This window comes from Streptomyces sp. NBC_01077, assembly GCF_045162855.1.
GTDB lineage: Bacteria > Actinomycetota > Actinomycetes > Streptomycetales > Streptomycetaceae > Streptomyces.
This window is the reverse complement of sequence record NZ_CP108669.1, coordinates 6,115,146-6,140,811: the sequence shown is the minus strand read 5'-3', so window position 1 is coordinate 6,140,811 and position 25,666 is coordinate 6,115,146. Positions and strand designations below refer to the sequence as shown.

The 25,666-nt window shown below is 71.1% G+C and carries 28 protein-coding genes and 1 pseudogene; 8 read left to right on the top strand and 21 right to left on the bottom strand.

Features of this window, described 5'->3' with window-relative positions:
• Window positions 1-5 precede the first annotated feature (5 nt).
• On the top strand, window positions 6-545 hold the full coding sequence (locus OG462_RS27990) for an alkyl hydroperoxide reductase (RefSeq protein ID WP_015035886.1): 540 nt from the start codon (window positions 6-8) through the stop codon (window positions 543-545).
• Between the two features lie 66 nt (window positions 546-611).
• On the opposite strand, the gene OG462_RS27985 is transcribed toward OG462_RS27990, so the two are convergent.
• The 5 genes from OG462_RS27985 to OG462_RS27965 form a co-directional block, all read right to left on the bottom strand.
• Window positions 612-1,277, bottom strand: a complete 666-nt coding sequence (locus OG462_RS27985; protein ID WP_406061740.1) for a hypothetical protein — start codon at window positions 1,275-1,277, stop codon at window positions 612-614.
• Entirely contained in the window at window positions 1,274-2,722 is a 1,449-nt protein-coding gene (locus OG462_RS27980; RefSeq protein WP_406061739.1) for an AI-2E family transporter, read from the bottom strand. The genes OG462_RS27985 and OG462_RS27980 overlap by 4 nt, the downstream gene beginning before the upstream one ends.
• A gap of 127 nt (window positions 2,723-2,849) precedes the next feature.
• Window positions 2,850-3,554 (bottom strand): transglycosylase SLT domain-containing protein, encoded by a 705-nt coding sequence (locus OG462_RS27975; protein WP_406066751.1) that lies wholly within the window; start codon window positions 3,552-3,554, stop codon window positions 2,850-2,852.
• 376 nt (window positions 3,555-3,930) lie between these two features.
• Window positions 3,931-5,256, bottom strand: a complete 1,326-nt coding sequence (locus OG462_RS27970; protein ID WP_406061738.1) for a PhoH family protein — start codon at window positions 5,254-5,256, stop codon at window positions 3,931-3,933.
• A gap of 332 nt (window positions 5,257-5,588) precedes the next feature.
• Window positions 5,589-6,350: an isoprenyl transferase gene (locus OG462_RS27965; RefSeq protein WP_030320536.1), complete on the bottom strand. Its 762-nt coding sequence runs from the start codon at window positions 6,348-6,350 to the stop codon at window positions 5,589-5,591.
• A 128-nt stretch (window positions 6,351-6,478) separates the two neighbouring features.
• Here OG462_RS27965 and mgrA point away from each other — a divergent pair, with 128 nt between their 5' ends.
• Entirely contained in the window at window positions 6,479-7,516 is a 1,038-nt protein-coding gene (gene mgrA / locus OG462_RS27960) for an L-glyceraldehyde 3-phosphate reductase (protein WP_406061736.1), read from the top strand.
• 371 nt (window positions 7,517-7,887) lie between these two features.
• Here mgrA and OG462_RS27955 read toward each other — a convergent pair whose 3' ends face one another.
• The gene (locus OG462_RS27955) at window positions 7,888-8,631 is read right to left on the bottom strand and encodes a prepilin peptidase (protein WP_406061734.1); all 744 of its coding nucleotides are present in this window, start codon (window positions 8,629-8,631) and stop codon (window positions 7,888-7,890) included.
• Between the two features lie 41 nt (window positions 8,632-8,672).
• On the opposite strand from OG462_RS27955, the gene OG462_RS27950 reads away from it, so the two are divergent.
• A complete protein-coding gene (locus OG462_RS27950; RefSeq protein ID WP_406061732.1) occupies window positions 8,673-9,077 on the top strand; it encodes a DUF192 domain-containing protein in 405 nt (134 codons plus the stop codon).
• Here OG462_RS27950 and OG462_RS27945 read toward each other — a convergent pair.
• A complete protein-coding gene (locus OG462_RS27945) occupies window positions 9,049-10,176 on the bottom strand; it encodes a glycosyltransferase family 39 protein (RefSeq protein ID WP_406061731.1) in 1,128 nt (375 codons plus the stop codon). The genes OG462_RS27950 and OG462_RS27945 overlap by 29 nt on opposite strands.
• Before the next feature lie 94 nt (window positions 10,177-10,270).
• Entirely contained in the window at window positions 10,271-10,663 is a 393-nt protein-coding gene (locus OG462_RS27940; protein WP_406061729.1) for a hypothetical protein, read from the bottom strand.
• A 122-nt stretch (window positions 10,664-10,785) separates the two neighbouring features.
• Between OG462_RS27940 and OG462_RS27935 the strand changes: the two genes are divergently transcribed.
• From OG462_RS27935 to OG462_RS27915, 5 genes are all read left to right on the top strand, one after another.
• The gene (locus OG462_RS27935; protein ID WP_406061727.1) at window positions 10,786-11,706 is read left to right on the top strand and encodes a hypothetical protein; all 921 of its coding nucleotides are present in this window, start codon (window positions 10,786-10,788) and stop codon (window positions 11,704-11,706) included.
• A 151-nt stretch (window positions 11,707-11,857) separates the two neighbouring features.
• Window positions 11,858-12,730, top strand: coding sequence for a hypothetical protein (locus OG462_RS27930; protein WP_406061725.1), 873 nt, complete (start codon window positions 11,858-11,860; stop codon window positions 12,728-12,730).
• 82 nt (window positions 12,731-12,812) lie between these two features.
• A complete protein-coding gene (locus OG462_RS27925) occupies window positions 12,813-13,379 on the top strand; it encodes a hypothetical protein (RefSeq protein WP_406061723.1) in 567 nt (188 codons plus the stop codon).
• 4 nt (window positions 13,380-13,383) lie between these two features.
• The gene (locus OG462_RS27920; RefSeq protein ID WP_406061721.1) at window positions 13,384-15,636 is read left to right on the top strand and encodes a tetratricopeptide repeat protein; all 2,253 of its coding nucleotides are present in this window, start codon (window positions 13,384-13,386) and stop codon (window positions 15,634-15,636) included.
• A 221-nt stretch (window positions 15,637-15,857) separates the two neighbouring features.
• Window positions 15,858-16,679 (top strand): hypothetical protein, encoded by an 822-nt coding sequence (locus tag OG462_RS27915; RefSeq protein WP_406061719.1) that lies wholly within the window; start codon window positions 15,858-15,860, stop codon window positions 16,677-16,679.
• A gap of 15 nt (window positions 16,680-16,694) precedes the next feature.
• On the opposite strand, the gene OG462_RS27910 is transcribed toward OG462_RS27915, so the two are convergent.
• The 13 genes and pseudogenes from OG462_RS27910 to cpaB form a co-directional block, all read right to left on the bottom strand.
• On the bottom strand, window positions 16,695-17,315 hold the full coding sequence (locus OG462_RS27910; protein ID WP_406061717.1) for an OmpA family protein: 621 nt from the start codon (window positions 17,313-17,315) through the stop codon (window positions 16,695-16,697).
• A 9-nt stretch (window positions 17,316-17,324) separates the two neighbouring features.
• A complete protein-coding gene (locus tag OG462_RS27905; RefSeq protein ID WP_406061716.1) occupies window positions 17,325-17,900 on the bottom strand; it encodes a hypothetical protein in 576 nt (191 codons plus the stop codon).
• 14 nt (window positions 17,901-17,914) lie between these two features.
• On the bottom strand, window positions 17,915-18,367 hold the full coding sequence (locus OG462_RS27900; RefSeq protein ID WP_406066932.1) for a hypothetical protein: 453 nt from the start codon (window positions 18,365-18,367) through the stop codon (window positions 17,915-17,917).
• A gap of 45 nt (window positions 18,368-18,412) precedes the next feature.
• Window positions 18,413-18,556: pseudogene (locus OG462_RS27895) on the bottom strand (pilus assembly protein TadG-related protein); the annotation flags it as partial.
• A 14-nt stretch (window positions 18,557-18,570) separates the two neighbouring features.
• Window positions 18,571-18,795 (bottom strand): Flp family type IVb pilin, encoded by a 225-nt coding sequence (locus OG462_RS27890; RefSeq protein WP_406061714.1) that lies wholly within the window; start codon window positions 18,793-18,795, stop codon window positions 18,571-18,573.
• A gap of 96 nt (window positions 18,796-18,891) precedes the next feature.
• On the bottom strand, window positions 18,892-19,599 hold the full coding sequence (locus OG462_RS27885) for a response regulator (RefSeq protein WP_406061713.1): 708 nt from the start codon (window positions 19,597-19,599) through the stop codon (window positions 18,892-18,894).
• 52 nt (window positions 19,600-19,651) lie between these two features.
• Window positions 19,652-20,539 (bottom strand): DUF5936 domain-containing protein, encoded by an 888-nt coding sequence (locus OG462_RS27880; protein ID WP_406061712.1) that lies wholly within the window; start codon window positions 20,537-20,539, stop codon window positions 19,652-19,654.
• A gap of 16 nt (window positions 20,540-20,555) precedes the next feature.
• The gene (locus tag OG462_RS27875; protein ID WP_406061711.1) at window positions 20,556-21,500 is read right to left on the bottom strand and encodes a type II secretion system F family protein; all 945 of its coding nucleotides are present in this window, start codon (window positions 21,498-21,500) and stop codon (window positions 20,556-20,558) included.
• A complete protein-coding gene (locus OG462_RS27870; protein WP_406061710.1) occupies window positions 21,497-22,843 on the bottom strand; it encodes a CpaF family protein in 1,347 nt (448 codons plus the stop codon). The genes OG462_RS27875 and OG462_RS27870 overlap by 4 nt, the downstream gene beginning before the upstream one ends.
• Window positions 22,844-22,859: 16 nt before the next feature.
• On the bottom strand, window positions 22,860-23,243 hold the full coding sequence (locus OG462_RS27865; RefSeq protein WP_406061709.1) for a TadE/TadG family type IV pilus assembly protein: 384 nt from the start codon (window positions 23,241-23,243) through the stop codon (window positions 22,860-22,862).
• Window positions 23,240-23,605: a TadE/TadG family type IV pilus assembly protein gene (locus OG462_RS27860; RefSeq protein ID WP_406061707.1), complete on the bottom strand. Its 366-nt coding sequence runs from the start codon at window positions 23,603-23,605 to the stop codon at window positions 23,240-23,242. Before OG462_RS27860 ends, OG462_RS27865 begins: the two co-directional genes overlap by 4 nt.
• 3 nt (window positions 23,606-23,608) lie before the next feature.
• Window positions 23,609-24,865, bottom strand: a complete 1,257-nt coding sequence (locus OG462_RS27855) for a CpaE family protein (RefSeq protein ID WP_406061706.1) — start codon at window positions 24,863-24,865, stop codon at window positions 23,609-23,611.
• A 7-nt stretch (window positions 24,866-24,872) separates the two neighbouring features.
• Window positions 24,873-25,580: a Flp pilus assembly protein CpaB gene (gene cpaB / locus OG462_RS27850; RefSeq protein WP_406061705.1), complete on the bottom strand. Its 708-nt coding sequence runs from the start codon at window positions 25,578-25,580 to the stop codon at window positions 24,873-24,875.
• Between the last annotated feature and the right edge of the window lie 86 nt (window positions 25,581-25,666).

Here is a 25,666-nt window from a genome sequence, read left to right as displayed (position 1 = left end):
CTGACATGGCCCTCGACGAACTGAAGTCCGCCATACCGGACTTCGCCAAGGACCTGAAGCTGAACCTCGGTTCGGTCATCGGCAACAGCGAGCTGCCCCAGCAGCAGCTCTGGGGCACCGTCCTCGCCTGCGCGATCGCCTCGCGCTCGCCGAAGGTCCTCAAGGAGCTGGAGCCCGAGGCCCAGGCCAACCTGAAGCCCGAGGCGTACCAGGCGGCCAAGTCCGCCGCCGCGATCATGGCGATGAACAACGTCTTCTACCGGACCCGGCACCTGCTGTCGGACCCCGAGTACGGGACGATGCGCGCCGGTCTGCGGATGAACGTCATCGGCAACCCGGGCGTCGAGAAGGTCGACTTCGAGCTGTGGTCGCTGGCCGTCTCCGCGATCAACGGCTGCGGCCAGTGCCTCGACTCGCACGAGCAGGTCCTGCGTCAGGCCGGTGTCGACCGCGCCACGATCCAGGAGGCCGTCAAGATCGCCGCGGTGATCCAGGCGGTCGGCGTCACGCTGGACGCGGAAGCGGTGCTCGCCTCCGCCGAGTAGGGCGTCACGGTACGAGAAGGGCCCCGGGGCTGCACGCCCCGGGGCCCTTTCGTCACATCCGTGCGGTCACTTCCTGAGCGCGGCCAGGAGGGCGAGCGCGTCCTGGGTCATCGGGACCTCGATCCCGGAGAGGTCGCGCTCGCTCACGATCAGCTTCCCGTCCACTTCGTGGCTCTGGCGGTAGAGCTGCATCTCGATCTCGGCCTGCCCGTCGAGGACCCGGAGAGTCCCGCCCTCCTCGCCCCGGTCGTCGAAGAAGGCCTGCTCACCTATGCCGTCGAGCTTCTGGAGAATGCCGAGGTGCTGGGCCCGTGCCGCGAACTCGGGTCCTGGGTCCGTCACCTTGTGCAGGGTGTACGCGACCTGGACGTTCTCCCCGCTTTCCACAGCGCCGAACGCGGCGAAGCAGGACGACTCGCTGATCGCCGGCTCGTTCAGGAAGGCGCCGGCCCCGTCCTGGCCCCGCTTGCCGAGGGCGGCGGCGAGGCCCTTGAGCTCGGCCGCTTTGCACAGGTCCTCCACCGGCTTGTAGCCCCGCATGTCCGGGCCGGTCTCCTCCCCCCGCCCGTACGCGTAGAGTCCGCCGCCCCACACCGCCGACGCCAGCACCGCGCCGCCGAGCGCCCACAGCCAGGGTCGGCCGGGCCTGCGCGGGCGCGGGGCCTGTTCCTCCGTCAGTACCTCCGCGGTCTCGAACGGCGTTCCGTCGTCGAACTCCGGCTCCGATATCACGTGCTCTCCGCCTTGGCCGCGAGCGTGCCGGGTGCCGGGGTCGGCGCCACCTCGAAGGCGGTCGCCCCGCGTGGTTCCGGCGTGCTGCGCAGTGCCTGCTCCGTGCTGTACGCGCGCAGGTAGCCGACCACCGTGTTGACGACGGCGACCAGCGGGACCGCGACCACGGCGCCGCCGATGCCGGCGGTCAGGCCGCCGGCCGCGACCGCGAGGACGACGGCCAGCGGATGGACCCGCACCGCGCGTCCGAGGATGAAGGGCTGCAGCACATGGCCCTCGATCTGCTGTACGGCGAGGACGACGACCAGCACCATGAGGGCGGTGAACGGCCCGTTGGTGACGAGGGCGACCACGACCGCGAGGGCGCCGGAGACGACCGCGCCGACCAGCGGGATGAACGCGAAGAGGAAGATGAAGACGGCGAGCGGTACGGCCATCGGCACTTCGAGGAACCAGAGCCCGAGGCCGATGAAGACCGCGTCGATGAGGGCGACGAGGACCGTGCCCCGCACATAGGCGGTGAGGGTGCGCCAGGCGCGCGGTCCCGCGCCGGCGACGCCGGGCCGGGCCTGGGCGGGGACCAGCTTGAGCGTCCACTCCCAGACCTTCTTCCCGTCGTGCAGCAGGAAGAGCGTCGAGAACATGGCGAGCAGGATGCCGGTCATCGCCTCGACGACGACCGTCACGCCCTGGAGTCCGACCTGGGTGATCTGTTCGGCGTTGGCGCCGACCGAGTCGCTGAGGTTCTTCGCGATGCCGTTGATCTGCTGCTCGGTCACGTGGAAGGGGCTGTCGAGGAGCCAGCGCTTGAGCTCCTCGATGCCGTTCTTGACCTGATCGGACAGGTTGTCGATGTTGTCCATGACCTGCCAGACCACGAACCAGCCGACCAGGCCCATCACCACGAAGCCGGAGACGGCGGTGACGGCGGTGGCGAGCCCGCGCGGCAGGCCCTTCCTGCGGAGCATGGCCACGGTGGGCTGGAGCAGCGCGGTGACGAGGAGCGCGGCGACGAAGGCGAGGACGACCAGCTGGACGGAGCTGATCACCTTCATCAGCACCCAGACCGTGCCGGCGAAGACGAGCAGGCGCCAACTCGCCTCGGCGGCGACGCGCATGCCCCAGGGGATCGCCGCGACGGGGTCGGGCCGGGCGGCCACGGCCGGCGCGTACGACGGCGGCGCGGGGACGGAGCGGCCCGCCTCGGCGTTCGCGTCGGCGGGCGCCGTCTCCGGGAGGGGTGCGGCGGTGTCCGGGTCCAGTTCGGGGCGTGCGGGCGCGCCCACGTTCCCGTGGGTTCCGTCGGCCGGACGCTCCTGGGGGTCCCCGTACGGCGGGTCGAGCGGATCCTCGCGCTCCGCCTCGGCCCTGCGCTCGTCGAGGCGTTCACCCATGCGGCTCAGGCTCTCGCCCAGCCGGCCCAGCCATCCTGGCACTCTCGACATCGCTTCCCTTATCCCCCGCTCGCTCTTCCCCACCGGTTCCCCCGGAGACCGTGGACCTTCGAAACTACACGCAAGAAGCCCCTCACCGTAGGACGGTGAGGGGCTCCCGGAGGTTGAGCACGCCGTACTAGTACCAGCGGTGGGACAGCCAGAACGACCAGGCGCCACACGGGCTGCCGTAGCGGGAGTCCATGTAGTTGAGGCCCCACTTGATCTGGGTGGCGGGGTTGGTCTGCCAGTCGGCGCCGGCGGAGGCCATCTTGTTGCCCGGGAGAGCCTGGACGAGACCGTAGGCGCCCGAACCCTGGTTGACGGCCTTGTAGTTCCAGGTGGACTCGTGGTCCACGATGTTGCTGAAGCACTGGAACTGCGAGGCCGGGACCATCTGGCGGGCGATCGCCTTGACCTCGGCGACGGAGTACGAGCCCTGCGCGCTGAAGGACGAGGCGTCGCGGATCGCGGAACGGCTGGCGCGCTCGGCCTCAGCCTCCTTGCGCTCCTTCTCGGCCTTGGCCGCCTTGTCGGCCGCCTCCTTCTTCGCCTCGGCATCCTTGGCCGCGCGGAGACGAGCCGTCTCCTCCGCGGACTTCCTCGCGACCGAGTCGGCAGCGGCGGCCTGGACATCGGCCTGCTCCGAGAGGGACGAGACCTGTACCTGGGCCTGCTCGCCCACGGGAATGTCCGCGAGCAGCGTCGTGTCGGCCGCGGTGGCCTCGAAGTTGTCGTCCGAGGACTGAGCGGCATTACCCGACGCAACGCCCATGACGGCGCCGACGGTGGTGACCGCAGTGGCCGAAGCCACCGCGAATCCCCGGACCGAGATCCGGCTCACACGGTTTCCTTCCAGCACGCCCGCACAGGTGACCACGCGGGCGAAATCGTGCCCCTGGCGCTGGTCTCCGACGTACACGGTCACAGAAGACACGGGCCCGTGGTGCTGTGGGCGGCATACGGCGAACGACTGTTGAGTTGTGTGGTGCTTGTGCGCCTGAAGGTGCACGGGTGCCGTATGCGGGGCCTGACGGAAGCAAGACTTTGCCGGACGGCGACACCGCAAGGCAATTCTGCGTTGCGTGTGAAAGCTCACACCTGGGCGGAGGCAGGTGTTTTTGAAGATAAGGCGGACATGGGGGCGCCGCCCGGCTAAGCTCCTGCGCTCTGCCGGGCGGCGCCAACTTCCGTACGGGTACGGACGCGTACGAATCGGGTCAGATCTGACCGTCCTCCAGCATCTCCGTCACGAGCGCCGCGATCTGGGAGCGCTCGGAGCGGGTGAGGGTGACATGGGCGAAGAGCGGATGCCCCTTCAGTTTCTCGACCACGGCGACGACTCCGTCGTACCGTCCGACCCTGAGGTTGTCCCGCTGGGCGACGTCATGGGTCAGAACGACCCGCGAATTCGCCCCGATTCGGGACAGAACGGTCAACAGGACGTTCCGCTCCAGGGACTGTGCCTCGTCCACGATGACGAACGCGTCGTGGAGCGAACGGCCCCGGATGTGGGTGAGCGGCAGGACCTCCAGCATCCCGCGGCCGAGCACCTCCTCGATCACCTCGCGGCTCGCGACCGAGGACAGCGTGTCGAAGACCGCCTGGGCCCACGGGCTCATCTTCTCGGACTCGCTGCCCGGCAGGTAGCCGAGCTCCTGGCCGCCGACCGCGTACAGCGGACGGAAGACCATCACCTTCTGGTGCTGACGGCGCTCCAGGACCGCCTCCAGGCCCGCGCAGAGCGCGAGCGCGGACTTGCCGGTGCCGGCCCGGCCGCCCATGGAGATGATGCCGACGTCCGGGTCGAGCAGCAGATCCAGCGCGATCCGCTGCTCGGCGCTGCGGCCGCGGAGCCCGAAGGCCTCCCGGTCGCCGCGGACCAGCCGTACGTTCCCCTCGGCGGTGACCCGGCCGAGCGCCTTGCCCCGCTCGGACTGGAGCACCAGGCCCGTGTGGACCGGAAGCTCGGCGGCCTCCGGCACGTACAGCGACTCCTGGTCGTAGAGCAGGTCCACCTGCTCGCCGGAGAGCGCCAGCTCGGACATCCCCGTCCAGCCGTTGGCGTCCGTGATGGCCAGCTCGGCGCGGTACTCCTCGGCGAGGAGTCCGACCGACGAGGCCTTGATGCGCAGCGGCAGGTCCTTGGAGACGACCGTGACGTCGTACCCCTCCGCCTGGAGGTTGCGCGCGACCGCGAGGATCCGTGAGTCGTTGTCCCCCAACCTGTAGCCGGCGGGCAGTACGCCGGGGTCGGAATGGTTGAGTTCGACACGCAGGGTGCCGCCCAGCTCCCCGATGGGGAGCGGGGCGTCCAGGCGCCCGTACCGGACCCGGAAGTCGTCCAGGAGGCGCAGGGCCTGCCGGGCGAAGTACCCGAGTTCGGGATGGTGCCGCTTGGCCTCGAGCTCCGTCACCACGACGATCGGGAGCACTACCTCGTGCTCCTCGAAGCGTGACATGGCGTTGGGGTCGGCCAGCAGGACGCTGGTGTCGAGAACATAGGTGCGCCGGTCGGAAAGGCGGCGCTTCGTGCTGGTCACCACGGAAGGACAGACCCCCTCGGAAGACCCCTGTGAGGTCGGGGTGCGACGGAACCGGTGTCGCTGCGGAATGGGACCGGGTTCGGGCCTCCGTGCACGGGCCGAACCACGGCCCTCCGCTTCTCCCGTACGTGTCCCGCACGGTCGTCCTGGTGCAAGGGGCCTCCCGGGTGGCGGTCTCCGTGCCGCTCACTTCACCAGGGATATGCCCTCGAACACCCTCCGCCATGCCATGGCATATGACGACGTGTTCATGAACACGAGGTGATCGGTTCCGACCGTGTCCCCGTGCGCCCCCCCGAGGTGCTCCGGGGACGTGCGGGGACGTGCGGGGCTCAGGTTCCGTAGCGCCGGTGCCGGGCGGCGTAGTCGCGCAGCGCCCGCAGGAAGTCGACCTTGCGGAACGCCGGCCAGTGCACTTCGCAGAAGTAGTACTCGGAATGGGCGCTCTGCCACAGCATGAACCCGGACAGCCGCTGCTCGCCGCTGGTACGGATCACCAGGTCCGGGTCGGGCTGACCACGCGTGTAGAGGTGCTCCGAGATGTGCTCGACGTCGACGATCTCGGCGAGCTCCTCGAAGCTCGTGCCGCGCTCCGCGTGCTCCAGGAGCAGCGAGCGGACCGCGTCCGCGATCTCCTGCCGGCCGCCGTAGCCCACGGCCACGTTCACGAGTATCCCCGTGTTGTCGTGGGTGGCCTGCTCGGCCTCCTTGAGCACCGACTGCGTACGCGCCGGCAGCAGGTCCATCGTGCCGACGTGGTTGACCCGCCAGCGACCGTCGGCGGCGAGCGCGCGCACGGCGTTCTCGATGATGCCGAGCAGCGGGACGAGCTGCTCCTCGGGGCGGTTCAGGTTGTCCGTGGAGAGCATCCAGAGCGTGACGACCTCGACGTCGGTCTCGGCGCACCAGCCGAGCAGCTCCTGGATCTTGTCCGCGCCCGCCTTGTGCCCCTGCTCGGGCGTCCCGCCCGAGGCCTTGGCCCAGCGGCGGTTCCCGTCGAGGATGACCCCGATGTGCTTGGGCACCTGGGCATGGTCGAGGCGGCCTTCCACCCGGCGTGCGTAGAGCCCGTACACCAGGTCGCGCAGGTTCACTGTTCTTTACCTCTCCATGCAGCGGCGGGTCCGCCCGGCAGCGGCGGTCCGCAAGCCGCCACACTACTGCGCACGGGCGACAGGCTCCCAGCCCGGGACTGTCACAAGTCCGTGATAAGCAGAGATACGTGACTGATTCCCCCCTGTACCGCGCCTCTGCGGACCGTTACGACGCCATGGAGTACCGCCGCTCGGGCCGCAGCGGCCTCAAGCTCCCCGCGATCTCCCTCGGCCTCTGGCACAACTTCGGCGACGACCGTGCGCTCGACACCCAGCGCGCGATCCTGCGCCGCGCCTTCGACCTCGGCGTCACCCACTTCGACCTGGCGAACAACTACGGGCCGCCGCCCGGCTCGGCCGAGCTGAACTTCGGCAAGCTCTTCGCCCAGGACTTCGCGCCCTACCGCGACGAGCTGATCATCTCCACCAAGGCCGGCTACGAGATGCACCCCGGCCCGTACGGCGAGTGGGGCTCCCGCAAGTACCTGCTGTCCTCGCTCGACGCCTCCCTGAACCGGATGGGCCTCGACTACGTCGACATCTTCTACTCGCACCGCTTCGACCCGCACACCCCGCTGGAGGAGACGATGGGGGCCCTGGCCTCCGCTGTCCAGCAGGGCAAGGCGCTGTACGTCGGCGTCTCCTCGTACAACAGCGAGCAGACCGCCGAGGCCGCGCGGATCCTGCGCGAGATGGGCGTCCCCGCCCTCATCCACCAGCCCTCGTACTCGATGATCAACCGCTGGACCGAGGACGACGGCCTCCTCGACACGCTCGAGGCGGCCGGCATGGGCTGCATCTCCTTCGTGCCGCTGGCGCAGGGGCTGCTCACCAACAAGTACCTGAAGGGCATCCCGGAGGGCTCGCGGGCCACCCAGGGCAAGTCCCTCGACCCGAACCTGCTCTCCGACGAGGTGCTCCGGCGCCTGCACGGCCTCGCGGACATCGCGTCGCGTCGCGGGCAGTCCCTGGCGCAGCTGGCGCTGTCGTGGGTGCTGCGCGACGAGCGGATGACCTCGGCGCTGATCGGCGCGTCCAGCGTCGCCCAGCTGGAGGAGAACGTGGCGGCCCTCGCGGGTGCGCCGCTGACCGGCGACGAGCTGGCGGAGATCGACTCGTTCGCCGTGGACACCCAGGGCACGAACATCTGGGCCGGGCGGGGCTGACGACTCCGGAGTGACCCGGGGCAGGCCCTGAGGGGATCCGGGGCAGGCCCTGACGGGGCCGGGAAAGAAAAACGGGCCGGTCCGTGGGGGGGGGATACGGACCGGCCCGAGGGGGGGTTTCCACCATAACCCTTCGATAGTCGTCTTGCGCGCCAGGTACGCCGAACGAACCTCGGCGAATTCGCCGGATCCCAGTGGGGACAAGGGGTGCGGGGGCCCGTGGCGGGTTTGCGCCCCGGCGTGGCGGCGGAGTTCCGTCCCTCCGAAGAGGGACCGGCCGGACGGGGCGCGGCGTTGACGTGGCGGGGCCGCGGATCGTCGCCGGGCCGCGGCTTCCAGCAGGTCACAACCCCCTCCTTGAAGGCCGCGGGTCACGTGGACGGGAGCGCGGTGAACGCGCCGAGGAGCAGCCCGAGCAGCCCGCCCGCCAGCATGAACGGGCCGAAGGGGATCGCCGCGGAGCGGTCGGCCCGGCGCAGGAGGACGAGACCGAGGCCGTACGCCGCGCCCAGGAGGAACCCCGCGAAGGCCCCGGTGAAGAGGACACCCCAGCCGTACCAGCCGAGCGCCGCGCCCAGCGGCACCGCCAGCTTGACGTCGCCGAAGCCCAGACCGCTCGGGTTGATCAGGAAGAGCACCAGATAGGCCCCGCCGAGCGCGAGCGCGCCGAGCAGTGCGCCGAGCCAGGAACCCGCGTCGTACGGGAGGAGCTCGGCGACACCGAGGAGCAGCGGCACCGCGGCGGCGAGCGGCAGCGTGAGACCGTCCGGAAGCCGGTGCACGCGCGCGTCGACACTGGCGAGGAGAACGGCGAAGGGCGCGCCGAGCAGCCAGACCGCCAGTTCGGGCCGGGGCCCGCCGGTGGCGGCGGCGAGCGCGGCACAGGCGAGCGCGGTGAGCAGGGGCGCCGCGAGCGGCCCGGCGGCCGTCGCGCACTCCTGCCGTCCGGGGCCGCCGAGCCAGCCGCGCGCGGGCCCGGCGAGTGGGTGCCCGGCGGGGCAGCGGTCCCGCCACGGCTCCTCGGGGGCCACGGAGAGCCGGTACGCGGCACGCGGCACGAGCAGCCCGACGGCGGCGCCCCAGAGGGCGGCGAGGGCGGTCATCGTGACGTACACGGAGCTGACCCTAGGGTCGGTGGGCCGCTACGGTCTGGCGCATGGGGAAATGGGCGGACGGGACGGGGACGCTGGCGACCGATTCCGTCCGGGAGGTGCCGCTGGAGGTCGCGGCCTCGTACCGGGCCCGGCGTCGGGGGCTGCTCGGGCGGGACGGGATCGCGGGGGCGTTGCTCATCGTCCGGACGAACAGCGTGCACACCTTCGGGATGCGGTTCGCGATCGACGTGGCCTATCTGGACGGCTCGTTCACGGTCCGCTCCGTCGTCACCATGCGGCCGGGGCGGCTCGGCATGGTCCGGCCGCGCGGCCGGCACGTCCTGGAGGCGGAGGCGGGCGCGATGGCGGGCTGGGGGCTGCGGCCGGGGGTACGCGTGCGCGTGGACATGGAAGGAGAGGGGAAAGGGAGAGGGGACCTCACGGCGGGCCCGAACCCAGCAGGGTGAACGCCCCGTACACGGCGGAGGCGAGTGCGAGCCCCGCGAGGACCGGCACGACGGTGCGGGTTCGGAGTCGTGCAAGGGCCACGGCGGGCGGCAGCAGCAGCCCGAACGCGGGCATCATCAGGCGCGGCCGGGAACCGAAGTACGCGGCGCCGACGAGCGAGACGAACACGACGCCGATCGTGTAGACGAGCAGGGGCAGCGGTTGCCGCTGCCGTACGCAGAGGGCGACCAGCCAGCCGAGCAGCGCGAGCGCCGCGCAGAGGCCGAGGGCGGCGGGCCACGGCAGGCCGGCGATGAACCGGGCGAGGGCGACACCGCCGTCGATGGAGTTGCCCCAGGCGGCCTGGACGTCGAAGTAGGCGGTCGCACTGTCCTGGCGGACACCGACGTACGCGATGTACGCGAGCCAGCCGAGCGGCGCGATCAGGACCCCGACCACCGTCCGCAGGGGAAGCCGCCGGTCCCGTACGAGCGTGACGAGGGCGGTGATCCCGAGGGCGGCGATCAGGGCGACGGCCGTCGGCCGGGTGAGCCCGGCGGCCGCGCACAGGACACCGGCCAGGATCCAGCGCCCGCGCAGGACGGCGTAGAGCGACCAGGCGGCGAAGGCGGTGAACAGCGTCTCCGTGTACGCCATCGACTGGACGAACGCGGTCGGGTACACGCCCCAGAGGACGGCGAGCAGGATGCCGGCGCGTGCTCCGAAGGCGTGCTCGCCGCACCGGTACATGCCCCAGGCGGCGGCGAGCCCGGCGGTCCAGGAGACGAGAAGGCCGGCGGTGGCCGCGTCGAAGGGGAGGACGGCGGAGAGGCCGCGCTCCATGGCCGGGAAGAGCGGGAAGAAGGCCAGGTCGGAGTGGACGTCGCCGTTCGGCAGGGTGGTCTCGTACCCGTATCCGTTCTCGGCGATCCGCACGTACCAGACGGAGTCCCAGCGGCCCTTGAGCCGGTGCAGCCCGTCCTCACCGGTGGCCGCGGAGGCGATCGCGAGGACCGCGAGGCCGATGAGGCGGGTGAGGGCGTACCCGCCGACAGCGAGGAGGGTGGGGCTGAGGGAGCTGAGGGGACGAGTGAGACGGCTGGGTCCGGGCGCGGGCATGCGGCCGATTATCCCGGCGCCGTCGAACAGATCGGCCCAGGGGCCCTCTCGCCGTCGAACAGATCGGCCCAGGGCACTGTCGCCGTCGAACAGCTCAGCCCAGGGGCCTTATGCGGACGAACTTCGCGGCCATGACGGGACCGAGCTGCTGGACGATGGCGTGCCCGGGCTCCTGCGGGGAGGGCAGGTCACCGAGGAAGGAGGTGACGATGACCTCGTCGATGCCGAGGACACCACGACAGCTCTGCTCCTCCAGGAAGGCGAGGGTGCTGCGCCAGTCGGGCGCGCACGGCCCCTCGCCGAGGAAGGACCGCACGGCGCCCTGGACGACGTCCCAGAAGAACACGTGCGGCTGGAGGCCGCCCTGATGGAAGACATGGTTCTCGTACACGTCCCGGAACTCGGGAATCCGGGTGACGAGGTCACTGACCAACTGCACACTCTGCGCACTCGGGGTCACGCCCGGAGTCTCGCTCGTCGTCGTCATCTGTCCAGAATGCTCCCGCCCGGCGGGGTTGTCCCCCCACCTTTGCGGTTTCCTGACGACGGCTTTCGGCAGGTTTTCCACAGGGGGTGCGAAGTGTCCCTCTTCCATGGATCGTTGGGCGTATGTACGAGTTGGCGATCCTCGCCAGGGACGGGATCCTCCTGACGGTCTGGGCGGTCGCGGCGGGCTGGCCGCCGGGCCGCCTCGCCGGCCGTCTGCGCGGGGACGGGTGGCAGCGGATCTGCCGCGGCGCGTGGGCCGCCCCGGGGAAGGAGGTGGACTGGCGGGTGCGGGCGACGGCGCTCCAGTTCCTGCGCCCGGAGCTCGTGTGCAGCCACGGGACGGCGGCGCGACTGCACCGCATCGAGCGGCTGGGAGCGCCGGAGCGGCCGGACCACCTCGACTTCACGGCACCGGCACCGACCCGCTCCCTGCTCGGCGACGGCATACGCGTCCACGGCACGACCTTCCTGACGGCCGGGGACCGGTCGACGCGGCGAGGGCTTCGCACGACGACACCGGCGCGGACGGTGGGCGACCTGATACGGGCCACCGGCAGCCGGGAGGAGGCGGTGGTGGTCGCGGACTCGGCGCTCGCACGACGGGCCGTCGAGGGGGTGCGGCGCGAGGCCCTCGTCCGGTACGAGGAGCTCACCGCCGAACTCGCGGTGCCCCGGCGGGGAGCGACCTGCGCCCGGTCCTGGCTGCGGCTGGCCGAGGCGGCGTCGGGCTCGCCGGCGGAGACGGTGGCGAGGCTGCGGATACGGGACGCGGGGCTGTTCCCGGAGTCACAGCCGATGCTGCGGACGGTGGCGGGGCCGCCCCTGCGCCCGGACTTCCTCTTCCGCGCGGAGGGCCTGGCCGTGGAGGTCGAGGGCTACGCCTTCCACGGCACCCGCCGGGCCCACGAACGGGACGTGGCCCGCTTCAACGCGCTGCAGTCCTGCCCAGAGATCCGCCGCGCCCTGCGCTTCACCGCGGGCGAGGTCTTCCGCCGCCCGGACCGCATGACGGCCACGATCCGGGCGGCGCTGGGGCTCTGACGCGGGGCATCCAACGAGACGCACGATAAAGTCCGTTGGCTGCGAGGTGATCAACCACCGCCGCCCGCCACTGCCGCCCCTCTGCCCGCCGCCGGGAGAAGGACGGACGGAGGCGATCTTCTCCAACACCAGAGAGAAACAGGGAGTTTCGGTGTCCACGGCCCCCATGCCTCCGAGCAACCACCCGCACCAGAACGCCGGTTCACCCACAGGGCCGTTCCCGCCCCCTCCCCCGCGGCCGCCCCGGCGGCAGGGCTGGTTCGGCAGGCAGAGCGAAGCCGTCCGGATCACGATCGTCGGTGCGGTGATCGCCGGCGTCTTCTCCCTGGCCGGCGCCGTCCTGACCTCCGCCCTGACCGACAAGGGGGAGAGCCCGTCGGACGCCAAGGCGCCGACGCAGCCACCGTCCGTGGCGCCGACGACCGGGACCCCCGAGCCGACCACCACGCCTCCCCAGACGTCGGACGCGTCCTCGACGCCCCAAGAGCCGGAGAGCGACACCAGCTCCCCCGGCGGGTCGTCCACAGCCACGACTCCGCCGCCCGGGACGTACCCGGCCTTCTACACGAAGCGGGTCATGGCCCTGGGACTGCCGGCCGGCTCCGACCTCGGCAGCATCGACTTCGACGCACCCGCCACACGCCGGTACACCGAGGACGAGTGGAACAGCGTGAAGGAGAAGGCCGAACAGAGCGGTGTCCCCGTGGAGGCGGACCTCACCTACCAGAACCCCAACTGGGGCTACCTCTCTCTCCGCAACGGCCGCAACGCCGCACAGCTTCCCGCCGCGAGCCCTCCGGAGGAGGCGGAGGACTGCGCCAAGGCCGCCCAGGTCGGCGGCTTCACCGAGGAGAAGATGTCCGACTGGAAACTTCCCGCCAAGACGGTGCTGTGCGTCGTGACCGACAAGGGCAACATCGCCCGGGTCGTGATCACCGGCTTCATCGGAGGAGACCCCGACTCGTACGCGACTCCGCCCAAGCAGCTCAGCCTTGAGGTCACCCTCTGGAAGCCCGGCGCCTGAGCTCCCGCACACCTTCCGGGCCGACGCCTCCACGGTTTCGATCCGGTGTACGGCGAGACGGGAAGGCCGTGGTTTCGACACCATGAGCAAGGCCCGCGGTGTGCCCGGGCCCGGGATCGTGGAGGGGGACGGGATGACTCGCGCGGTGCGGTGGCTGGTGGTCGTGGTGGCGGCGGCCGCCACGTTCGGGGTGTGCGTGTGGGTGGTACGGGCGGTGCCGTGGGGCTGGCTGCCCCAGGGCGAGGGCCCCCGGCTCGACACGGCCCTCGCCTTCGGCGCGGTGACGGCCGCGGGGGTGCTGGCGGCGGGCGGCTGGTGGGCGGCACGGGATCGGACGCCGCCCGCGCCGGCTCCCGTACCCGCGCGGGTGGTGACGCAGGAGGCGACGGCGTCCGGGAACGGCCAGGTCACTCAGGTCGGCGGAAGCCGGCGACCCGCTGGTGCCCCCGCCGACGGCAGCCCCTCGCGGGTCGAGCAGCACGCGGAGGCGTCCGACGACGGAAGCATCCTCCAGGCCGGCGGCCACCTGAACCCCACTCCGGGCACGTCCACCGACGGCATCCCCTCACAGGTCGAACAGCGCGCGAAGGCGTCCGGCCACGGGCGTGTGGTGCAGGCCGGCGGGGACCAGCACGTCGAGGGGGCCTGAGACGTTGAGCGACCGGCACGACCCCGAACCGGAGGGGCCAGGCGGGCGGGGCCCGTCCGACGGCGTCCGACAGGAGGCCCAGGCCTCCGACCAGGGCCGTAGCTACCAGGCGGGCCGGGACCAGAACAACACGCACATCGAGACCCAGCACGTCTGGGGCCCGGGCAGCGGCCCCGCACCCCGCGCGCTGGCCTCGCTACCGCCGGCACCGCGACTGACCGGCCGTGAGCAGCGGACCGACGAACTCCTGGCCGATCTGGCGCCGGACGGGGCGGGCGTGACGGTGGTGACCGGCCTCCCCGGGGTCGGCAAGACCGCGCTCGCCCTGCACGCCGCACACCGGGCCGTCGGCCAGGGGCACTTCCCCGGCGGAACGCTGTTCGTACCCCTGCGCGGCTACGACCCGGCGGGCGCGGTCAGCCCCGAACAGGCCCTGGAGTCACTGCTGCGGGCACTCGGCGTACGAGACGGGGACCTGCCGCCGACAGTCGAGGAGCAGGCCGGCCTGTACCAGTCGGAGCTGGCCCGGCGCGCCGAGCACCGCGGGACGGTCCTGATCGTCGCCGACGACGCCTCCTCCCCCGCCCAACTCCGCCACCTCGTCCCCGCGCACCCCGGCCACCGGCTCCTCGCCACCTCCCGCGACGCCCTGACCGCCCCCGACCTCCGGGCCCGGCTCCTCCCCCTGGACGAACTCGACGCCGAGTCGGCCACGACCCTGATCGCCACCGCCCTCACACAGGTCCGTCCCGCCGACTCTCGCGCAGGGGAAGAACCCCAAGCCCTGGAGCAGGTCGCCGGGCACTGCGGCCGACTGCCCCTGGCCCTGACGATCGCCGCCGCGCTGCTGACCGACGACCCCGGCCTCCCGATCGCCGCACTGGCCGAGGATCTCGCGGACGCCCGCACCCGACTGAAGACGCTCCAGCACAAGGACGGCGACGGCCGGTCCCTCGCCGTCCAGGCCGCCTTCGACCTCTCCTACCGACGCCTCAGGAAGCCCGACGCCCGTCTCTTCCGCCTGCTGTCCCTCAACCCGGGCCCCGACCTCTCCCTCAAGGCCGCCACCGCCCTGAACGGCCGAGAGGAACGAGAGACCCGCGGCAGCCTGGCCGCCCTGGTCCGCGCCTGCCTGATCAACGAGCAGCCGACGGGTTCCGGCCGCTGGCGCGCCCATGACCTGATCCGCCTGTACGCGGCCGAACTGCCGGAGGAGGAACGCGAGGGGCAGGCGCTGGGACGGCTGCTGGCGTACTACACCGCCACCTGTGACGCGGCCGACGACCACTTGCGCGCTCTGCCCGGCCAGCCGGTACCCGAACTCTTCACCGACCGGACGGCCGCGCTGACCTGGCTGGACGCGGAACGGGCCAACCTGATCGCCATGATCCCTCGCGCCGTCGCCGTCCACCCCCGGACAGCCCTGTATCTGGCCGGAGCTCTGAACGTCTACCTCCATCAACGCCGTCATTTCCATGACGCCCTCGCCAACAACGAGTCCGCCCTCGCCATGGCCCGCGAACTCGGGGACCGCTACAGCGAAGGCGGCGCGCTCATGGAACTCGGCCTCGCCCTCCAAGAGGTACGCCGCTTCGACGACGCCATCGACGTACACACCCAAGCCATCGCCATCTTCCGCGAGCACAGCGACCGCCACGGCGAAGGCCAGGCACTCAACAACCTCGGCCTCGCCTTCCACGAAGTACGCCTCTACGACGACGCGATCCAGGTGCTCACCGAAGCCGCGGCCATCCACCGCGAACTCGGCGACCGCCACGGCGAAGGCCAGGCACTCAACAACCTCGGCCTCGCTCTCCGAGAACTGCGCCGCTATGACGACGCCATCGCCGCACACATCCAAGACCTGGACATCTGCCGTGAGCTCGGTGACCGCCACGGCGAAGGCCAGACACTGAACAACCTCGGCAACGCCCTGCGAAAACTAGGACGCCACGACGACGCCGTCCACGCACACGACCAAGCCATCGACATCTTCCGCGAGCACGAGGACCGCTACAGCGAAGGTCAGTCGCTCAACAACCTCGGCAACGCCCTGCACGCAGCACGACGCCACGAAGACGCCGTCCATGTCTACACCCAAGCCATCGCCATCTTCCGCGAGTTCGACGACCACCACAGCGCACACGTCGCCCAACGCAACCTTGAGGTGACCCTGCTTGAGATGGGGCGGGGGCGCCAGGGGCGGTGGTGGCGCCGCTGGATCCGTCGCCGTCGGGCAAATGGGCCCGAAGCTTAAGCCGCGAGGTTCGGGCGCTGTTCTACGGAATGGGTACGGGTCCGGATGAATCCGCCCACCCACCCTGCGAGTTGACGCAGAGTCGTCGATTTGCCACGCAGTGTCATATGCCCCTAGCCTGCGGGCAGGCTTGTGAAACAGACGACCCCCACAGAGGCGCTACCAACACCTCGCGGGGGTCTCACCATCAAGATCGAAGACTTCTGAAGGAGTCGATCCCCATGGCTGACGCCGAGTTTAATGACGCCCTCCACCCCCTGGCCAGCCCGGGGTACGGAAAGCGTTCCGCGCCACAGCAGGAAGCGCGTGGGCCGCAGGACTTCGCCCACCTTCCGGCCCGCGAGGCCGCCATCGCCGCGTACCTCGACCGGCTGCCCGAAGGCAGCGACATCTCCGTGAAGACGCTGGCCAAGCACCTGCCGTACGGGCAGTGCGCCCTCCGCACCGCGCTCAACCGCATCCAGCGGGCCGGCCATCTGCGGCGCGGCCGCGAATGCCTGGGCGGACGCTGGATCACCCGAACGTGGTTCACCCGAACGCCGCGCGACAGCACCTGGTGGGCCGCCTTCCAGCAGGGCGACGTACCCCGGGAGGCGACGACGCCGAAGCGGTCGCGGGCCTACATCCTGCTGGCCGCGCTCGGCCGCACGAACGCCACCCTCTCCCTCTCCCACACGGAGTGCCGCGGGCTCGTACCGCTCGTGGAGGAGTGGTTCGGCCGGGACGCCACCGAGGACGACGTCCTGCGGGCCCTCACCGTCGGCCTCCCGCAGCCCGTCCACCACCCCGCCGGCCTGGTCCGCCGCCGCCTCACCGACAAACTGCCGCCGCTGCCCGTCCGGCGGACACCCGCGCCGCTCCGCATCCTCGAATGCGGCACGTGCGGTGTGCCCGGGTACGCGGACACCCTCCAGGGCGGCGACTGCGGCCCCTGCCGCGGCGACCGCCCCGCACTCCCCCACGCCCGGGCGCTCCCGGCACCTCGCGTGGTCCAGGCCCGGGCCGCCGCGATTCGGGAACAGCTGGAGGAACTGCGCACCTGACACCGGGTGTTCGGGTCAGGGCGCGACAGGTGGCGTGGTGCGGGGGAAGGAGATCTCGACGCGCCGGTTCTTCTTCCGGCCCTCCTCCGTGCCGTTGTCGGCGATCGGGTAGTCCTCGCTGTAGCCCCGGATGTCGAAGGTCGTACCCGGATCGAGACTGCGGGCGAGGACCTGCTGCACGGCGACGGCACGCTGCTTCGACAGCTTCAGACCGTGCTCGTACGTCCCGAGGTTGTCGGTGAACCCGAAGACGCGGACGCGGCCGGAGCCCAGCTTGTTGATCTCCGCGGCGACGGCGGCGATACGGGCGGTGGCGGCGGGCCCGAGCTTGGCGCTGTTCTTGGGGAACAGGACCTCGGCCTGCAGCGCGAACGTCACGTCCACGTTGGTGTCCTGCCGGCGCTGCTCACCGCCCTCGTCCTCGACGATCTGCTTGATGTCGAGCACCTTGGCGGGGGCGAGCGTGGCACCGTCGGGAAGCATGAGCCCGGGGGCGTTGGGGTCGATGGCAGGGGGCGGGGAGGCGCTGGCGGCGGACCCCGGCGGATCGTCGGCGTAGGCAACGGGCACGGCGAGGGCCCCCACGGCGAGGGACGCGAGGGCGAGGGCGGTGAGGCGGCGGTATGTCGTCGTCATGTCATCGCCTCAGGAGAGCTTGAGGGTGGCGGGTTCGAAGGTGGGGAGCTGGAAGGAGACGTCGGTGGTGGCGGGGGGTGGGGCCGGGAATTGCATGAAGACGGCGGTGGACTTGCCGGGACCGAGGCTGTCGAGCCCGGTGGTTGTGAGCGGCCGCCCGTCCGTGTCCCTCAGGACGTAATACCGCTTCTTGCCGACAGCATCCACGAGCGTGGCGCCACCCAACGATGTGCCGTGCTTCACCACTTCGGTCTCGTCTCCGCTCGTCCGGGCGGGAATGGCAACGACAGTCTCGGCAGTATTCCGCAGCCGTCCCTTGACCGTAAGGAACCCGCCGGCGTCCCGTTCCGCCGAGTTGATGACCAGTTCAAGCCCCTTCTGCCCCTTGAGGACAGCAAGCTCTTCCGTCGGCTCCTCGGTGCTCGGCTGCTCCTGGCCGGCTTGAGTCTTCTGAGGGGAAGCAGTGGTCGCGGTCGGCTTGTCCGCCGTCTTCGGCTTCTCCTCGGCTCCACAGCCGACCGCCAAGAGGGCAACCGAAGCGACTGCGAGCGAGGCCAACCCCCTGCGTGCGTACCGAACGTTCATGAAGCGCGCTTCCTTTACTCGTCATCGCCGGACAGCCGAACAGTGAAGAGATCGGCGGCACTGGGCAGTGTCGGGTCGTCGGGATCGATCTCCCAGGCCTCACCGTCGCAAGTGAGCCCTACGATCGGTTCGTCTTCCTGGCCCGGCTCTTCCTCCGGCTCCCCTGGACTGGGCTCCGGTACCGGATTCTCCGGTGCGGCAAAGGTGCACCTCGGCTCGATCACGGCCTTGGCAGATGCGGTGGCATGCCGCGACTCCGTTCCCGGAATGATCGAGCGGCCGACAGTACCTGTCGTACGCACCGTCACCTCGAACCCTTCATTGCCCGCGGGAAGGCGAACGCACCGGTCATCCAGGAGCTCCGCGTCGTTCCTGGCCGCGAAGATGGCTGCCTGCTGGCACGCGGCATCGTCGACGTACGCCTCGCCCTCGAGGAATTCGTCCCACTGCACAGGATCGAGGATCACTCCCAGCCATCCCTCACGCAGTTGGTCGCGAGCGTCCTGCGCAGCTGCGAGAGCCGCTGCATCCGCAGCAGTCTGGGCGGTGCTCCGCGTAGCGACAGCCTGCCCCACCGCGAAGTAGGCGAAGGCCAGAAACAGCAGGCCGCCTACGGCAGCAATGTAGATCGGGAACGCCTGCCCTGAATCCCCCAGATCCCGAACAGCGCCTACTCGCCGCCACCACCGGTCAACTCGGCGATCTTCTGGCTGATTGCGGTCTTGATCGACTGCCCGATATCCGTGCCGGTAATCGCGATAACGATCGCCACCACCACCACAATGATCCCCAAATACTCCACCGCCGTCTGCCCGCGGTCCCTGCCCCTGGACGCCGTCCAAGCCGCAAGTTCGAGCTTGGCCTTGGTCAGGGCCTTCAGCATCGCGTCGTTCATCGTGGTCCCCTCCGCGTTCAGACGCCTGCGCATGGGCACGGTACGCCGACCCTCCGGTCGGTGCACAGGGCCCGTGGGCCCATCCTTGGGCCCGGGTCATCGGGTGGGCCTGGTGCCCAGCCAGGAGGCTATGGCCTCGGCGCGGGTGTCCGTGTGGAGTTTGGCGAAGATTCGGTTGATGTGGTTCTTGACCGTCTTCTCGGTGATGAAGCAGGTCGCGGCGATCTGCCGGTTGTTCAGGCCCGTGGCGATCAGGTCCATCACTTCCACCTCCCTCGCACTCAGTCCACACTGTTCCAGATTTCGTTGCATGCGCGAAGATGCGGTCTCAAGGTGCGGCGACATTGAGACAATTGATTCCACTCCTCCGTGTGCAGTCGCACGCAACGACCGCAACAGCACCTCCGACGCCGTCGCCGTGAACCGCGCCCGCCCCTCCCCCACGTCCCGGACCGCCCGGACCAACTCCTCTGTCGTGAATTCGCCGTGTACGAGGTACCCGGCCGCTCCCAGGCGCAATGTCTCCTCGACCGTTTCCGGTTCCCTGCTGTGGGTGAGCATCAGGACGCGTGCGAGGCGGGCCAGGTGCGGGAGGGGTGCCAGGCCGTCCCACGGGGGCATCCGGACGTCGAGGAGGATCACCTGCGGGCGGGTGCGGAGTGTTTCGCGGAGCGCCGTACGGCCGTCCGCTGCCTCCCCTACGACGTCGAACTCGGGGCGGGCGCCGAGCAGTGCCCGCAGGCCCGCCCTCACGACGGGGTTGTCGTCCGCGACCAGGACCCTCAGCGGCGCTGCCGTCGTCATCGCGCCACCCCCAGCGGGACTTCGAGGCGGACCTCCGTGCCTCGTGCCGTCCTCACTCGCCCGTCACCGACCCGAAGTCCGTGCCCGTGCCCAGGAACAGGCCCGCGCCCAGCAGGATCATCGTCGCCGGGACCATCAGGGTCGTGATCACCATGGTCGCCTTCGGGACGGCCTTCGCCGCCTTCCTGCGGGCGTTCTGGGCGTCCGTGCGCCGCATGTCGTTGGCGATCTGTATGAGCGTGTCCACGATCGGCGCGCCGAGTTCCTCGCCCTGCTGGAGGGCGGTGACGAACTGGGCCACCTGCTCCGAGTCGTTGCGGCGGCGCAGTTCGTCGAAGGCCTGGCGGCGGCTGACGCCCATGTCCATCTGCCGGAGGGTGATGCGCAGTTCGTCGGCCCAGGGGCCCTCGTACTTCTCGGCGACCCGTTCGAGGGCCTGCCGGAAGCCGAGGCCGGCCGAGACGACGACGGCCAGGACGTCCAGGAAGTCCGGCAGCGTGCGTTCGATCTGGTCCTTGCGGATGCGGACCGCCGACCAGATGCCGACCTCCGTCCAGAACGCGCCGAAGGCGAAGAGCAGGAGCGCGACCAGGAACGATCCCTTGCTCAGCATCAGCAGGCCGCCCAGGACGCCCAGGAAGCCGTAGACCGCCCGCCGTGCCCCGTACCGGTCGATGGTGAGGCCGCCGGGGTTTCCGGCGAGGTCGATGCGGCGGCGGACCGCGTTGACGCGTTTGGGGCCCATGAGGCGGAGCACGGTCGGCGACCAGCGCATGCCCAGGCGGTCGACCGCCGAGTCCACGGCGCCCGTACGGGTGGCGCCGACCTCCAGGGCGAGCCGGAGGTCGTCGGGGAGTTTGGCGTCGGCGCGGTAGAGGCGCAGGCCGTAGAAGACGCCGGCGACGGCGAGGCCGGCGAGGAGGGCGAGGAGGAGGTCCACGGTGGCAGTCCCGTCCCTACACGTCGATCTTCGAGAAGCGGCGGATGGCGACGAAGCCGACCACGTACAGGGCGAACGCGGCGACGACGGCGAACTGTCCGACGCCCGAGCTGGTCATCCGGTCGAGGGCGCCGGGCTGCATGTTGTCGATGAGGAGCAGCGAGCCGACGCCGATGACGGGGACGGAGTACGCGGTCATGCTCACCTGGGAGAGCTGGGTGCGGACCTCGCGCCGGGTCTCCTTGCGTTCCTCCAGGGTCTCGGTGAGGTTGCGCAGGGAGGAGACGACGGTGCCGCCGGCCCGGTTGGCGAGGACGAGGGTGGTGACGAGGACGACGAGTTCGCGGGAGGGAAGGCGTTCGGCGAGCTCTCCCAGTGCGTCGTCGAGGGACGTGCCGACCGCCAACTGCTGTGCCACCTTCTCCAGTTCGTCCCCGGCCGGGGCCTCCAGCTCGTCGGCGGCCAGGCTGAGGGCCATGCGCAGGGCGAGTCCGGCCTGGGTGGCGTTGGCCAGGATGCGGGAGAGTTCGGGGAGTTGGTTGATGAACTTCTCGATGCGCTTCTGGCGCTGCCAGCTGAGGAAGCCCATCGCAACCCACACGCCGAGGAGTCCGCAGATCGGGCCGAAGAACGGCGAGAGCGCCGCCTGCCCGACGACCCACAGGACGGCCACGGTGGCCGCGAGGCCGACGGTGAACTCGCCGGGGGTGACGTCCAGGCCGGTGGCCGCGATCCGCAGCTCCAGCTTCCGGCCGAGCGCCGTCCGGCGGACGCGCCGGTCGACGCCCCGGAAGCGGCGCCGGCGGCGGCCCGCGGCCTCGGGCGCGCCCGACTCGTCGAGCCGGGCGACGAGCGCCGCGTGCCGGCGGGCCCCGCTGGCGTACAGCTGCACGCCGGTGATGCCCAGGACGCAGGCGAGCAGCGTCACGCCCGCGGTCAGCCAGAAGGGGTCGGTCATCATTCCGCCTCTCGGGTGGCCAGGTGGGCGTCGGTCGCGGCCACGCCGAAGGCCTGCGGGATGGGCTGGCCGGCCAGGTAGAGGCGCTCGGCGACCCGCCGGGGCAGCGGGTGGTACGTGAACTGCCCGTACACCCGTCCGTCGGCGGCGAGCGGCTGGGCATGGAAGCGGCAGACCGTGGCGAGCAGGAAGCGTTCGCGCCCGTGGGAGGCGAGGACGGATATCTCCGTGATGCGGCGGGTGCCGTCGGGGTGCCGGGTGAGCTGGACGAGGACGTCGACCGCGCTGTTGATCTGGTCGCGGAGCGCCTCGAACGGCACCTTCACCTCGGACATGGAGGCGAGGGTCTGGAGGCGCATGAGGGCGTCCTCGGCCGAGTTGGCGTGAACGGTGGCGAGGGAGCCGTCGTGGCCGGTGGACATCGCCTGGAGCATGTCGAGGGTCTCGCCGCCGCGGACCTCTCCGACGATGATCCGGTCGGGGCGCATCCGGAGCGAGTTGCGGACGAGGTCGCGGATGGAGATGGCCCCGCGGCCCTCGATGTTCGGCGGCCGGGCCTCCAGGCGGATCACGTGGGACTGCTGGAGCTGGAGTTCGGCCGAGTCCTCGATGGTGATGATCCGCTCGCCGTCGGGGACGAGACCGGAGAGGGCGTTGAGGAGGGTGGTCTTGCCGGTGCCGGTGGCGCCGGAGACGATCAGGTTGAACTTGGCCTGCACGAGCCCGGAGAGCAGGAGCAGCATCTGCTCGTCGAGGGAGCCGAGACCGATCATCTCGTGGAGCGTGTACGCGCGGGGGAAGCGGCGGATGGTGAGGGTCGCCCCGGTGAGCGAGAGCGGCGGGATGATGACGTTGACGCGCTCGCCGGAGGGCAGCCGGGCGTCGACCATCGGATTCGACTCGTCGACGCGCCGGTTGACGGTGGAGACGATCCGCTCGATGGTCTGCATCAGCTGGTCGTGGGAGGCGAAGCGGAGCGGCAGCAGCTCCACGCGTCCGGCGCGCTCGATGAAGATCTGGTCGGGGCCGTTGACCATGATCTCGGTGATCGAGGCGTCTTCGAGGAGCGGTTCGAGTACGCCGAGGCCGAGGGCCTCGTCGACGACCCGGCGGATCAGCTGGGCCCGCTCGGCGGTGGAGAGGACCGGGCCCTCCCTGCTGATGATGTGCCCGAGGACGCGCTCCAGGCGGGCGCGCCGCTCGGCGGCCGCCAGCGCGGACATCTCGGTGAGGTCGATCTCCTCCAGGAGCTTGGCGCGGAAGGCGGCGACCAGATGGCCGTCCTCCCTTGCCGCCGCGCTGCCGCTGTGATCGTCGGGGGCGTTGATCCGGGCCCGCAGACTCATGATTCGTGGTCCCTTCTCACTCGTCCTCCTCGTCGGGCAGGGGCATGGTGGCGGTCTTCGTGATGGGTCCGAAGTCCCAGAAGGGCACGACGGAGGGGATCTGGACGGTGACGGTGGCGACGGCCTCGCCGCCGCCCTCGATGACGTCGACGTCGGGGTCGACCCAGCCGCTCACGGCGGCCGCGCCGACCGCCTCGGGGTCGAGTGGCGCGTCCTCGTTGTCGCTGCTCGCGGCCCGGGCGGCCGCGCGCGCGGCCGTGCCCGCCTGCTGGGCGGCGTACGCGGCGATGCCGAGCTGGAGCCCGGCGAGTCCGACGAGCAGCAGGATCGGCAGGAAGCCGAGGTACTCGATGGCGGCCTGGCCCCGGTCGCGGAGTGCCCTTCCCGTACGGACGCTCATGGCTGCCTCTCCTCCGACACCGCGCCCGCCTTCCCGCGTACGGTGAACAGCCCGCCTACGCCCGGGACGAGGACGGGGACCTGGATCTCGACCACGGCCGTCACCATCCCCCCGCCCGTAGAGCAGCTCGGCTTCGCGCCGCTCGCCCAGGCCCCGTCCAGGTGCCGCATGGCGGCCGCCTCGCAGTCGTCGCCGACGGCCGCCGCCCGCGCCGCCTCGTCCGCCGCGTTCCCCGCCAGCGTGTACGTGTAGCCGACCAGGACGACCTGCCAGAGCAGGGCGAGGGTGAGCAGGATCAGCGGCACCATGCCGAGGAACTCGATCGCCACCTGCCCCCTGTCGTCGTCCCGGATCGCGGTCATGGCTCAGCGTCCTCCGGCGCGGCGACGGAGCCCGAGCGAGCCCCGGTCGCCCGCGCGGGCGAGTTGCTTGCCGGGGGCTTCGGTGGCCGGGGCGCCGACCAGGCCCAGCTCCCCCGCGAGCGCCCACAGCGCCTGCTTGACCGTCGACTTGGCGTCGAGTTCGTGCAGCCGGCCCGCGTCGACGACGGCCTGGAGTTCCTTGAAGTGGGCGGGGACGGCGACGCCCGCGATCCGGGTGCCGGTGATCTTCTGGACGAGGGGCGGCTGGATCTCGGTGGAGCGGTGGTGGCGGTTGACCAGGGTGACCGTCTCCTCGGCCTTGCGGACCTGGAGCCGTTCCCACATGCGTACGGTCCGCTTGGCTGCGCGTACGGCGACCACGTCGGGGGTGGCGACGAGGACCGCGGTGTCGGCCATCTCGATCACGGCGGCGTTGGCGTTGTTGAGCTGGGAGCCGCAGTCGACGACGACGACCTCGTGCCGGCCGCGCAGGGCGCTGACGATCTGGCGGGCGGCACGGTCGGAGACCTCTTCGCCGCGCTCGCCCTCCGCCGGGGCGAGGAGCAGCGAGAGGCCGGTCTCGTGGACGTACACGGCGTCCTGGAGGACGCGCGGCGAGATGTCGGCGATGGAGGCGAGGTCGGCGACGGAACGGCGGAACTGGACGTCGAGGTACGAGGCGATGTCGCCGCTCTGGAGGTCCATGTCGACGAGCGCGACGGTACGCCCGGAGGCGCGGGCGGCCAGGGCGAGGTGGACGGCGGTGACGGTGGTGCCGACCCCGCCCTTGGCGCCGCTGACGGTGACGACGGTGCCGCCGGGGCCGGTGATCCGGTCGGCCCCCGCGCCGAGGTGGCGGCGGACTCCGGCGGACCACTGGGCGGCGGCCTGGACGCGGCTGGCCAGCTCCTCGTAACCGAGGGGGAGGGTGACGAGTCCGCGTGCGCCGGAGTCCATGGCGGCGGAGAAGAGGACGGGGCTGGCGTCGGCGGTGATGAGGACGACGCCGACGGCGGGGAAGCGGAGGGCGACCTCGCGGACGAGTTCGAGCGCGGGGACGGGGCCGATCCGCTCGTGGACCAGGACGACCTCGGGGAGTTCGTCGAGGGAGGCGGCGGCGAGCCGCGCGAGGGTGTCGACGAGCTGGGTGGAGTCGGTGACCGGCGGGGCGGGTTCGGCGTCGGGGAGCTGGCCGATGAGGGTGGTGACGGACCGGGCCGCGTCGGGGTCGCCGACGGCCGGCAGGATCCTGGTGGTCATACCGGCCTCACTTGTCCTTTTCGAGCGTGTAGGTGCGGTCGCCCTGGTCGGCGGGGGCGCCGCCGGTGGTGGGGGCGACGAGCGCGAGGCGTACGTGCTCGGCGAAGGACTCGGCGTACGCGACGCGCTGGGCGTCGAGGGTGGAGAGGGCGAAGGAGATGGGCACGGCCTGGTTGCTGCGACCGGTGCGGTCGTTGCTGTCGCGGATGGCGGTGAGCCTGCCGACGTCGAGGACGCGGGCGCCGGCGACGATCATCCGGGACTGGGCGGCCTCTCCCTTCTTCTCGCCGGCGAAGGTGGCGTAGATGTTGACGGTGGCACCGGCGTTGATCTTGCCCGCGACGCCGGTGGCGGCGTCGACCATGATGGCGATCTCCTGCTGCCCCGGCTGGAGTTCGGGCTGCTCGACGATCATGTCGGACTGCAGGAGGGAGCCGGCCTTGAGCTGGGTGACGGCGATCTTGCCCTTGATCTGCCGGAGGTCGGTGACGGCGGTCTCGGAGAGCCAGCGCTTCGGCATCGAGATCTTCTCGAACTGGCTCTCGCTCAGGGGCTCGTAGGGGGCCACGTTCTTCTTGATCCGGTACGCGGTGGTCTCCGGGCCGACCTTGGAGTTCACGTCGCTGATGACGGCGAGCACACCGGCGAAGGCGCCGACGGCGCACAGGACGGACAGCAGCAGCAGGATGACGCCGCGGCGCTGGCGGGAGTTCATGGCCGTACTACCTCGATCGGAGACGTGGGTCCGGGGCGGACGGGAGCGGGCGGGATCCGGTGGTCGGGTGCGGGCGGGATCGGGTG